Raw genomic sequence first — 11,800 nt, 5'->3', positions numbered from 1 at the left:
TGTCCCCCTAGTACAGTTTCCCGCTGGTTGATGGCCCCGTGGATGAGGAAACCGTCGTATTTTCACTGCCGTTTTGCGCCACAGAGAAGCGCTGCCCGGTGGCCAGCACGCTCTGGACCACCTCCTCATCATGTTCTTCCGGCTGCTGGTGCTGGTGCTGTTGCTGCTGTTCCTGGCGTTCCCGCACCGGTATAAATAGCTGCGCCTGCCCTCCGCCATCGTCGCTAACCAGTTGCTGATGCACGCGCAGAGCGAATTCAGGCACATTTTTCGCCAGCGCGGCGTCCGGCAAGTGCGCCGCGCCCAGCTCCTGTTTTACCTGTTGAAGCAGCGTTTGCAGCGTATCATTGCCCTTCGGCAGCGCAGACAGCGCGTCGCTTTGACGCAGCTGCTGCAGCACGGCTTTCAGCTGACGGCTAACGTCGTTGCCGACATTGCCCTGACTAAGCTGACGCAGAAGGCTGAGCGCCTGTTTTTCCAGTTTACCATCGCCGCTGCCGGCGAGGCGGGCGCCCAGTAATTGCGCCAGATCTTTCAGCGCGGGCAAATCACCGGATTCCGGCGCACTAAACTGGCCCAGCAACCGGCTTAATCCGGACGCCAGCGCAGGCCCATCGCCCGACGCTTCCTGCAGTAGCAAAGACAGCGCCTGCTGCAGCTCGGGGGAAAGCGCGTCGCCATTTCCGGCAAGGTTGAGCATTTTATCCGCAGCCCGGGCGATATCGCCGCCGCTCAGGCTCAGGCCGTTTAGCTGCTCCATAATTTGCCTGGGAGACAGCAGCGTTGGTTTCAGACCGACAGATGGCCCAATGCCGTGCGGGCGCGTAGTGACTGTTGAGATCATTTCACCTCTCCTCATACAAAATGGCGCGGGGTACGCTTGCGCGAGTCAACGCGCGCGCTGGCCGCCTGCGGGGCGGCGAGGGATGGCGTAGACGGCTGCTGCTGCGTCGTTTCCGCCTGCTCAATCTGGCGGCAAACGCGCCCCAGCTGGTGGTTAAGTTCGCTCAGTTTGGCCTGCGCCTGCTCACAAAGCGCAGCAAAAGCAGGATCCTGCTGCAGCGCGTTTACCTGCCGCAGCCGTCTGTCGGCATCCGGGTCTGAATCCGCTTTACTCTGTAGCTGCGCGAGGGTCGTCTTTAATTCTTCAAACGCGTTGTATTGTTTATTTAGCTGCGCGCTGTCTTTGCGCAATTGCTGAATAAACAGTTGATATTCATCGTGACTCACCAATGTATTCCTCCTCTTCCATCGCCTTATTGTGATAACGCCGATACAGCGTATTCACGGTCTGTTCTGCGGCTTCGCAGGCGGCTGCGAGCCGCTGGCAGGCGTCCCACTCCTGCGGCAGTGCCTGACGGCGGGTCTGCAGCAGGCGCTCGCGCCGGCGGCGCAGTAGACGCTGCAGTTTTATGGCGTGGCGGTGCCCATCGGGCCGCCGTAATACCTGTTCAAGCTGCGTAATCGCGGGCATGGACTTTCCTTATAAGTTGACGGGGAGATGCAGCAGACTGCCCTCACGTACCAGGTCAATGCCCGTTTGCACAGAGATATGCGCTATCTCATAGCCCGAAGCCAGCCGCGCCCCCACCTGTAAACGACGCCCGTCCGAGAGCGCCACGTAAGGCTCGCGTTGATTACCGCCAATGCTGATAATCGGCTTCGGGAAAAGCGCATCGTCTGCGGCGGCGGCGCTGATATCCTGAAAAACCAGAGAGATGTTTTGTTTTTTCTGCCATTCGGCCAGTTCCTGACGCAGCTTTGCGCGCTGCGGCGCGCTGAGAATACCGCTAACAATTAGGCGCTGCGCCCGCCTTTCCAGGCTGACTTTCCCCAGCACGCCCGCGCGCCGGGCGATGTTAAGCAGCGTCTGACCGTCCTGCGCGCCGCGGCGGCTAACGCGCCATCCTTTCAGGCCATCCAGCGCAGAGAGCTGACTGACTACCTGCTCCCAGCGCCTGTCCGCCTGAATATCGCCGTCGATTACAATATTGCCCGGCATACGACCATCGCTGACCCGGATATCGCGGTAACCGTTTTGCTCCAGCAGGTCGGCAACCAGATCGCGCAGGCTATCCTGGCACTGGGTCTCCAGATGCCAGAACACGCCCCTGGCGCGCAGCACTTTTAGTAGCGCATTGAGATCGCGCTGCTGCAGGCACTGCCCGTATATGCGCAGCGTGTCGTCGCTCAACCAGTCGAAGCCCAGAGTGCGCAGGGCCGGCGTGCGATGCCGCTGAGCCAGCCAGCGCTGCACGCCGAGCCGGTCGACTTTCTCATCGAGCGTTTCCTGATGCAGCCAGAGATAGCCTCCCGCCAGCGCGCCGCATAACAGCAGCAGCAGCAGCGCGCCTGCGGCGATGCGCCGATGCGGGCGCGAAAGGCGCCAGCGCCCGGGAGCCAGGCGCTCGGGGATGCGCCGGAACGTGAAGGTCTCGCCCTCATTGAGTAACACAAAGGCCTGACCGGCCAGGTCGATAATTTTGCCGGCGGGCAACCGCTGGCCGCGTAGCGCATAGCCCTCGACCCAGCAGGGATGCGGCTCCAGCAGTTCGACGGCATCGTGTTGCACCTGCAGCGTTGCCAGCGAGATGCCGTTTTCAAAGACCATCTGCAAATCAACGTCGCCCAGCCCCAGCGTGACCTTGCCCGGCGGGAGCGTTAACGCGCGCCCCTGCATCGGGCCGTTCAGGAATTTCAGTGTCACCGCCATGTCGTTACCCGCCTAAAGAAATCGGTGTCGCTTTGATAAGAAACAGGCGCACGACGCTGTGAACCTCGCGGTGCGTGGTACTGAACAGGCCGCCTAAGAATGGAATATCACCGAGCAGCGGTACGCTGCGGCGCGAACTGATTTGCTTATCCTGAACAAAGCCGCCCAGCAGTAGACTCTGCCCCGATTTCAGCGTCGCCTGGGTAGTGATTTCTGAATTTTGTACCTGAGGAAGCGGCTCATCCTGGCTGGTGACGCCCGCCTGCTGCCCGTCCTGGATATTAAGCTGCAGCATGATTTCGGGCGCGGTACCCTGTCCTAACGCATCTTCAATTACGCGGGGAGTCACGCGCATCAGGGTGCCGGAGGTGACAGACTCCAGCTTTGCCACTTTTTCGCCCTGTAATTTGGTGTAGAAGGTAATATTTTTGTCGAGGATCGCCTGTACGTTGTTCTGCGTTACCACGGAGGGTTGCGACAAAATGCGCGCCCGGGCGTTTTGCTGTAGCGCGCTCACCCGCGCCATAAAGTCAGCAGAGTTCCCGACCACGCTGCTCATATAGCCGCTATCGCCGCTAATGCCGGTGTTAAAACTGGCGCCGATGCCGCCGTGACCGAGGGTGCCAGACCAGTCGACGCCGAGCTGTTTGAGGTTGCCTTCGTCTACGTCGATAATCGCCACCGAGATTTCTATCTGGCGCTGGCGTCTGTCCAGCTGCTCTATCAGTTTTTGATACAGCGGCAGGTCGACTTCACGCGCCCGGACTATCACCGCATTTTGGCTGGGATCGGCGGAAAACTGCGGGCTGGAAAGATCGCGCGAGGCCTGGCTTTTCCCATCCCCCAGCGGCAGTGCGTTTCCACTCTTCATCTGGTTAAGCACGCTGACAATGCCAGGCACCACGACATCCTGCTGACGGTACCGATAGCGGGTATCTGCCGCAGAGGCAAAGCGCAGCGGGAAGATATGTAACGTTTCGGTATTGGTCGCGCGTATTTTGGCTTTTCCGTCGACTTCTTCGACTAAATGAGAGACGCGCTGCACGCAGGCCGGTACCCCCTGAACTTCAAACGCCTGAAAGTCGCTCACCTGGCGCAAAGAACAGCTTCCCGCCGCCAGCGCGCCGCTGCCCTTAAGATAGCTTTGCAGCGCCGCTGGCTGTAAGTACTGCGAGGTGACAACGGCGGAGGTTACCTCGCGCGCTTTATAGACGTACAGCACCTCGCCATCGTAGTAAGAGACGAGGTTATACATTCGCTCCAGGCGCCGTAATGTCGCCAGGGGAGATTCCTGATTGATTTCACCGGTGAAAACGTCATTGATTAACTCGCTGACGATAACGGGAACGTGATAATTGGCGCCGAAATCGCGCAACAGCGTATTAAGCGGCATGCCCCGGGTATGTAAAAACCAGCGATCGCCCTGCCAGGCAGGCGCGGCCTCCTGCGCCTGAACGCGGCTGCCCGCCAATAAAAATAGCCCAAGACCTATAGAATAAAGCGCACGCTGTCTGCATTTCATCGCCACACATCCCCGTGGCGCTGCGCCTGTGCGGCCAGGTGCTGCACCGCGTGGGCTAGCTGGCACTGTTGGCGCACTCTTAGCGCCAGCGTATCGCCCACGGCAATGAGCTGCTGGGTCAGCCACCAGCGCTGCTGACTATAGGTTAAAGCATAATCCTGGGTAGCGGCATCGCCCGACATTTGACAATGCCACTGCTCTGCTAATGGAACAGGAATAACGGGCGGGTTAAGCGCTAACGATAAAATAGCGACATCTGTTTCAAGTGCCCAATAACGCCCTGAAAAACCAGAAATGGATATCAGGCAATGATAGCGATCGGATGATTCAATTATCACTTCAGGTATATCCATAAGTTTTTTAAACATGCAACATCCATAAAAAAGAGAGACGCCAAGGTCGGGCAGCACGATTAATAGCATAGCGACCTCACCCACAAATATAGTTATTACACCTTATTTTTATTTATATTTGCATCGTCAGGATCGGAGATACAACGAATCAATAAATAAATTAGATTAATTAGAAAAAAAATATAAAATTTAGAGCAAAAAACAGAAATCACGCCTTTTTTCTATACCGCGCGAGTCAGCGAGTCACTTATGCTATCAGGAAGCCATAGAATAAAAACAAAAACAACAAAAATATAACAAACACATAAAGCAAAGGTTATTAATAATGCCACCATACAATATTGCAAATCCAAAAAATCTTCAGGCAAATATCGCCAGCCGGATTTTAGTGGTCGATCATAACCCTATCATTTCTTTTGCAATAAAAAAGCTCCTGGTGCACTACCCTTATATCAATGTTGCCGGACAGTGCCACGATGAATATGAAATCACTGCCACCTATAAAAAACTTTCCCCGGACATTATTATTATTGATCCGATGCTAAGCATGGCTAATCCCACGGATATTTTCCAACTTGTTAAACGATACAGCGACAAAGCAAAATTCATAATTTATTCAAATAAAAACAATATATTATGCGCATCTCGCTATATAGACTCAGGGGTTAAAGGCATCATTTTAAAACAAAGTGGGGTGAATGATTTGCTCTCTGGCATCTTAAGCGTAAGCCGCGGATTCACTTTTATGGATAAAACCCTAATACCTTACGCCTCGTCTCAAGAGAGTATGGATAATATTAATGCACAGCCAGACACCCTAACATTGCCGCGAATATCCCCGCGCGAAAAGCAAATACTGTCTTTAATTACCCAAGGATTAAAGAATAAAGAAATTGCCGAAAAGCTAGTTATTAGCACTAAAACAGTTGAGAGCCACAGATTAAATCTAATGAAAAAACTCGACGCGCACAGCGTAGTGGACTTAATCAAGTGGGCGAAACACCTGAATATTCAATAAATCCAAACAGCAATTTATCATGTCAACCCTTCAGTGAGAAAACAATGAACCGAAATATCGCTATACAAAAAGGCGCTCCCTATCGAAAATTACGATTGGTCGCCTGCATGCAAATTATTCTTCAAGGCGTCACTCCACTCATGTTAACTCTGGCGCCGGTAGCTGCGGTTAACGCTGAAAATAAAAACTCTGCCGTAATATCGCAGGCTCTGGCGCATAAAAAAGCGGTCGAGCAGGCTCAATATATTGCTTCGCATTATTTTAAAACCGGCCACGTTATTGCTGAGGGAGAGACGCTGGCGTCTATCGCCCAAGATAACCGCCTTAGTGAATTAACGCTGCGTGAAATAAACCGCATTAAATATCCAAGCGATCGCGATTATTCACGGCTGGGCGCTGGCGATGTCATCATGCTACCCGTGGAACCGCAGCGCTTCACCACCGCGCGCGCCATGGAACAAAAGAATAGCGCGGCCCGGATGCAGGAAGCGCGTCCCGCCTCTTCTGACGGCGCTGACAGCGACGCCGGGAGGGAAAAACGTATGGCGGAATGGCTGTCCGCCGCGGGCACGATTGCCGACAGCGAGCGCCAGGCGGACGCGACGAAGAATATGGCCATCGGCGGTGCTTCACAGGCCGCTGCCGATAACCTGGAAAACTGGCTTAATCAGTTCGGCCACGCGCGAGTTCAGCTCAATGTCGATCAAAAATTCCATCTGGACGGCAGCAGCGCCGACCTGCTGTTACCGCTGACTAATAGCCCGGATTTGCTGACCTTTACCCAGCTTGGGGTCCATGATAAAGACGATTACACCACGGCTAATCTGGGCATCGGCCAGCGCTGGTTCAGCGCGCAGCAGATGCTGGGTTACAACCTGTTTGTCGATAGAGAACTGCGTAACGCGCATACCCGCCTCGGCGTGGGCGCAGAATACTGGCGCAACTTCCTGAAGCTGGCGGGGAATGGTTATATCGGGCTGACCGGCTGGAAAACCTCGAAAAATCTGGATGATTATGAAGAAAAAGCGGCGTCGGGTTTTGATCTGCGCGCCGAGGGGTATCTGCCGGCTTTGCCGCAGCTTGGCGCCAGGCTGCAGTATGAGCAGTACGTCGGTGAGAATGTCGGGCTATTTGGCCGCGACCATCTGCAAAAAGATCCCTACGCCATTACGGCAGGCGTTAACTATACGCCGGTGCCGCTGGTGACGGCGGGGGTGGACTATCGTCAGGGGAAAAGTAGCGTCAACGATACTCAGCTTTCCCTCCAGTTTAATTATTTGTTTGGCGTGCCCTGGCAGGCGCAAATCTCCACGGACGCGGTGCGCGAGCTGAGAACGCTGGCGGGGTCAAGGCTGGCGTTTGTCGACCGTAATAGCAATATGGTGATGCAATACCAGAAAATGGAGGTTATCACGCTCGCGCTGCCCGCCCATTTGAAAGGGAAAGTGCAGACTCAGCAAACGGTGCTCGCCACTGTAAAAGCGAAACACGGGCTGGATCATATTCAGTGGAACGCGGCGAAGCTGCTGGCCGCCGGCGGAAAAATTGAAGCACTATCGCCCGCGCAATATAAAATTACGCTTCCCAAAACGGCGGGCAGTTATCCGCTTTCCGCTATTGCATGGGACCGCCGCGGTAATATCTCAAATACGGCCCAGAGCGAGCTGACGGTGAGCGATGATAAACCGGTGCCAGATTTTGTCATCGGTGGTATTACGCCAGATAAGCTACAGGCGGACGCTGACGGCACCTCCCCGGTAACCTACACCGTGACGGTAAAACACAAAGACGCACAGAATGCGTCATCTTTTGCGGGTTATCGCATTCAGTGGAAAAACGACGGCGTCGGCACCCTCAGCGCGCAGCAAACGACGCTGGACGCCAACGGAAATGCGCAAGTTACGGTGACCAGCACCCTGCCAGGTACCGTTAACCTGACGGCGACGCTGGTGGATACCAGCGGCGTTAAGGCGGATCAAAAGCAGAATAATCAGGTGCAATTTGTCAGTAACGCGCCGGTGGTGATTAACACGCTGACGCCGAATAAAACGCAGGAAATCGCCAACGGTACCAGTCCGGTGACCTGGACGCTGAGCGTCAAAGAGAAAACCGGCGCCCTGCACAGTACCTCATCTTTCACAGGCTATACCGTGGTCTGGGCCAATGGCGGCGTCGGCACACTTAGCGCGGGGAAAACCACGATAAATGCGAACGGTGAGGCGCAGGTAAGTGTAACCAGTAAAACACCGGGCTTTGTGAAACTGAAGGCAACGCTGCTGGACGCTGACGGCAAACAGACCGATCAGAAGCTGGATAGTCAGGTACAATTTATCCCGGAAATTGTTATAGCTGCGCCCACATTAACGCTGGATCGCACTAAGCAGTGGAGCGACAGTGACATTACCGTTAACGCCAGCGTGAAAAACAGCATCGGCGCTGCGGTTAAGGACCAGGGTTTAACCTTTACCTTAACGGGTTGCACAGACTGTTCGCTGGATAACGCCGCGCCGGTCACCGATAAAGACGGCAAGGCCAGCGTCAAACTGACGATGGGAATAGCGAGCCGGGCCGGCGCGCCGTCATTAAAAGTTTGCCTGAAGGATGACCCAACGCTGTGCAGTAGCACCAGTACGGCAAACTTCTATGCAGTGCCGAAAATTACCGGCTATACCGTTAAAGGTACCGGAGCCACGACCAGCAGCGATACGTTCAACGAAGTACGCCTGAAAGGCGGTGAGTTTCAGATAAATGCCACCGGCGGCGACGGAAACTGGGCGTGGTCAAGCAACTCTGCCAGCGCGGCGAAAGTCGACTCTCAGGGCATGGTGACGCTGTTTAGCTCTGATGGCACCGACATCATAGCCACAGCGTTTTATGGCGATACGCAGATGGAGCGCGCGGTAACATTCACTATTAGCAATACCGGCGGCCAATTCTACGAATATCCGGATACCAATAACCTTATCGCCAGCGCGAGTAGTAGCTGCCCGGCTGGCTCCCGTTTTATTAGCGATAGCAACATTCCGAAGCTACTGTGGCAGCAGTGGGGCGATATTTCTCAATATCGGGCCTTTGCAGGCTATGCCCCTAAACTGAGCACCTGGGTGCCGGGTTCCAGCAGCGGCTCTACCGCTAAAGTATTTTACCTGGCGGGGGCTGAGGGAGGAACGGATAAAGAGGTATCGAATATCTCTAAATCTCGCTCGTTATGTGAACATTAATCATCAACGTTATTGTTCATTAGCCTAATGGTGTAATTCCCCGATGCCCTTTCTGTGAAGGGCATTATTATTTCAACGCCTCAGAGATAATGTTAAAGCAGCCTTTCTCCTGTTCTGCTATCTGCCTACCCGTTATTTATACCGCGCTGACGACAGCATAATTTTTCAGTTTATTAAAACGCAGGATTAATTATGACTCCCACTATCGAAAGCATTATTAAACACATCGCCGTTGCACTAAATAGCGAATTAACGTGGGCGGAGGATCACGCATGGCTGATTCCGTCTCAGCAACCGGCTACCCTACTCACTCTAATTTGGGAGGAGGAGACCGATGAACTTATTCTTTCTCTGTCGCTCGGTACGCTGGATGAGCGCTTCCCGCCCGAGCTGGTGATGGAGATTCTGGAATCCAATCGCATTATGGCACTGGGGCACGGCCCTAAATTCTCCTGTTCACCGGAGAGCCGCATGCTGCTGCTGCTGGACACTATCCACGTGTACGACGGCGCTGAAACGCTGGCCGGCGAACTGGCAGATAACCTTGTCGACATTGCCAGCGAAGTTTGTCAGCGCTTTACCGCGCTGGGCCATCATCTGCATACACCCTTTCAGGAGCGCTAAGATGACAAATGACGAAATTATATCGCAGCTGGGTGATATCGCCGGGATTAAGCATTTAGCGTTCGATCTTCAGCGCGTATGCAACCTGACCATTAATAGCGATTATCACATTACGCTTGCCGAACTGGATGAAGATAACCTCATCGTACACGGCGTTATTTGCCAGCTTGCGCCGGAGGTTGCGGCAAATGCCTCACTGACGCTGCTGAGCGCCAATATGATGTTTGCGACGGTTAATGGCCCTTATGTAAGCTGGTCGGCAGAAAACACCGCGCTTTATTTAACGCTGCCATTACAGCGAGAAACGCTGGATGCGCACGCGCTGTATGAGCAGATACATTATTTAATTCAAAATATTGAGCATTTACGGGAAACATTACACCAGCAAAGCATTATCTAAAGAATGGCGCAAAAACGTTAAATAATTAAGGGAAATAATGGAAATGTATCTGTAACCCAGATCTCCTATTGTTTATACCTTAGACACCAGAGTAAAAAGAAATAAGGAATTATAACCATGCACTCACCCATAATTGCCACTGCGGTCAGCGACAATACGACAATATTTCGTGCAAGCGATGCATCAGGCGCATCTCAATCTATTAAGAATAACAGCGGCGGCGCGAACGGATCGCCCTCCTTACAGCAGGAGATGTTAAATGAACTAGTGGCAAAATTTGCAGAACGTCGTGCAGCCGGAAGAATAAGTAAAGATAATTTAGCGCAGCGGCCTAATAATGACGAAATAACACAGCGCCCCTCTCACAGGAGGGAAGGCATTCTGATAAAGGATGACGCCACTAAACAGGGCATCGCTTCAACCGCGCGGCTCAATGCGGATAAAGCGGGAAGCGGGGGCGTTGCCATTAATAATAAACTACCGCTAACACTTAAAATAGAGCAGTCGAAGGACCTAAAAAAAGGCAGCGTCGGCGAGAGCACCATAAACGCTCGTCCCACCGTTAATCAAAAGCAAAAAAATGAGATACCGACTGGAAACCAGAATCTGGAAAACAATATCGGTGGTCAGAACGCAAAGCCGCGGCAGCCTGAAAACAGCGAAAAAGCGCTGAATGCTAAGCTGCAGCAGCTGGAAACTGAAAAAAAAGCGCTGAGCGATAGCCTAACCGAAGCCAATACCGCTCATCAGAGGCAAATCAGCGAGTTAGACGCTCAAATGGAGGTACTACAGAGCGAACGGCCAGTCAATGTCAGAGCGCTAACAGAGGAGCTGCGCGAGCTACAAAATAAAAATCAAACCCTACTGGCTGATACAAAAAAATACAAAGAGGCGCTCTCCGCTGCCAGAATGACCGCGAAGAAGCACAGCCGTTTTCCGGCAATCGCCATGATGGTTCTCGGCAGCGCCGGCACCGTCGGCGGGCTGGGCGGACTTATCGCTATGCTAGAGAAGGCGGGCAATGACGGCTGCTACGAGGAAGAGCGCGCCAACGGTGAAGCCGCAGGCCTTTCCGACGGCATTGATGAGATTCGCTCTCTCTACGCCGAAGGCGCCATTGATAATGAAACCATGAACGAGTTATTCAACTCGGATGCGAATGGCAACCCCATCATCAGCGCGAGCGATTTGAAGGAGGGAGCCAAAGACATTCCTGTCACCGGTAAAGATGGCAATACGTTCACTCTGAGTGAGAAGGCGGGCGCGAGCGCCGAAGAGTCTGTTGCCAAGGCGGAAGACCGCGATCGCAATATCGGCTATGCCGGTAGCGGCATCGCCGGGCTGGGCGTGCTCGGTATCGGCGGCGGCGCAGCGCTGCTACACCATGTGAATAAAAAGAATAAATACAATACCGCGCTTAAACATTCCCTGGCGGAGGGCAATACCAGTCACAAACTTGCCGCGCCCGAGCAGCCACAGTATCGCACCAATATCAATTGGATGAATCGGCAATCCCGAGCGTGAAGCAGAGAAACATCGGCCATTAGCGCAGTGAAAAGGTAGATTTATCTTTCAAGCCGCCAATTCAGGCGGCTACTTTCTATAATGAACATGCCTATTCGCGCCAATTTCCGCGTCTACTGCAATGCCTGATAATTCCTCTCAGCCCGGCCAGATCTCGCTCGCTGAAAATAATCGAGAACGCCACTGGCATGACGCTGCCCCCCTGACAAGCCCAAACGGGTGATTTGTTTAATCGTACGCAGGGTAAAAAAGAGGACTGTGTTTTATCACAAATTCAAAGGAGCATTCTTGTTAAGTAAAAAAGCAAAAAGTATCGATAAAAAACCGCAGTGAAGTCGCCAAATACCCGTTTACCGCAAAAGATGATTTCCCTGCATTTATTGAGAAGGCTCCCCAGCATTGAAATATTAGTTATTATGCAACTC

11 protein-coding genes are annotated in these 11,800 nt (G+C 53.4%); 5 read left to right on the top strand and 6 right to left on the bottom strand.

Going from position 1 to position 11,800, the window contains the following annotated elements; translation table 11 throughout:
• Positions 1-7: 7 nt before the first annotated feature.
• The 6 genes from SFA31_RS08110 to SFA31_RS08085 are packed head-to-tail and all read right to left on the bottom strand — an operon-like array spanning position 8 to position 4,603.
• Positions 8-844, bottom strand: coding sequence for a hypothetical protein (locus SFA31_RS08110; RefSeq protein ID WP_322837533.1), 837 nt, complete (start codon positions 842-844; stop codon positions 8-10).
• Between the two features lie 11 nt (positions 845-855).
• Positions 856-1,230 carry a hypothetical protein gene (locus SFA31_RS08105; protein ID WP_322837532.1) on the bottom strand — a complete coding sequence of 125 codons (375 nt, stop codon included), beginning with the start codon at positions 1,228-1,230 and terminating at the stop codon, positions 856-858.
• On the bottom strand, positions 1,217-1,474 hold the full coding sequence (locus SFA31_RS08100) for an EscE/YscE/SsaE family type III secretion system needle protein co-chaperone (RefSeq protein WP_322837531.1): 258 nt from the start codon (positions 1,472-1,474) through the stop codon (positions 1,217-1,219). The genes SFA31_RS08105 and SFA31_RS08100 overlap by 14 nt, the downstream gene beginning before the upstream one ends.
• A 9-nt stretch (positions 1,475-1,483) precedes the next feature.
• Positions 1,484-2,713, bottom strand: coding sequence for a type III secretion system inner membrane ring subunit SctD (gene sctD / locus SFA31_RS08095; RefSeq protein WP_322837530.1), 1,230 nt, complete (start codon positions 2,711-2,713; stop codon positions 1,484-1,486).
• Positions 2,714-2,717: 4 nt separating this feature from the next.
• A complete protein-coding gene (locus SFA31_RS08090; protein ID WP_322837529.1) occupies positions 2,718-4,235 on the bottom strand; it encodes an EscC/YscC/HrcC family type III secretion system outer membrane ring protein in 1,518 nt (505 codons plus the stop codon).
• Positions 4,232-4,603: a hypothetical protein gene (locus tag SFA31_RS08085; RefSeq protein WP_322837528.1), complete on the bottom strand. Its 372-nt coding sequence runs from the start codon at positions 4,601-4,603 to the stop codon at positions 4,232-4,234. The genes SFA31_RS08090 and SFA31_RS08085 overlap by 4 nt, the downstream gene beginning before the upstream one ends.
• Before the next feature lie 310 nt (positions 4,604-4,913).
• Between SFA31_RS08085 and SFA31_RS08080 the strand changes: the two genes are divergently transcribed.
• The 5 genes from SFA31_RS08080 to SFA31_RS08060 all read left to right on the top strand — a co-directional run bounded on the left by SFA31_RS08080 (position 4,914) and on the right by SFA31_RS08060 (position 11,375).
• A complete protein-coding gene (locus SFA31_RS08080) occupies positions 4,914-5,606 on the top strand; it encodes a LuxR C-terminal-related transcriptional regulator (RefSeq protein ID WP_322837527.1) in 693 nt (230 codons plus the stop codon).
• 44 nt (positions 5,607-5,650) lie between these two features.
• A complete protein-coding gene (locus SFA31_RS08075) occupies positions 5,651-8,827 on the top strand; it encodes an inverse autotransporter beta domain-containing protein (protein ID WP_322837526.1) in 3,177 nt (1,058 codons plus the stop codon).
• 192 nt (positions 8,828-9,019) lie between these two features.
• A complete protein-coding gene (locus SFA31_RS08070) occupies positions 9,020-9,451 on the top strand; it encodes a type III secretion system chaperone (protein WP_322837525.1) in 432 nt (143 codons plus the stop codon).
• A 1-nt stretch (position 9,452) separates the two neighbouring features.
• On the top strand, positions 9,453-9,851 hold the full coding sequence (locus SFA31_RS08065) for a CesT family type III secretion system chaperone (RefSeq protein WP_322837524.1): 399 nt from the start codon (positions 9,453-9,455) through the stop codon (positions 9,849-9,851).
• Positions 9,852-9,968: 117 nt separating this feature from the next.
• Positions 9,969-11,375 (top strand): hypothetical protein, encoded by a 1,407-nt coding sequence (locus SFA31_RS08060; RefSeq protein ID WP_322837523.1) that lies wholly within the window; start codon positions 9,969-9,971, stop codon positions 11,373-11,375.
• Positions 11,376-11,800: the final 425 nt, after the last annotated feature.

This window comes from Erwinia sp. HR93 (assembly GCF_034555055.1).
In the GTDB taxonomy this organism is placed as follows: domain Bacteria; phylum Pseudomonadota; class Gammaproteobacteria; order Enterobacterales; family Enterobacteriaceae; genus Apirhabdus; species Apirhabdus apintestini.
Note: the sequence above shows the minus strand (reverse complement) of the source record. Positions and strands in the feature narration are given on the sequence as shown.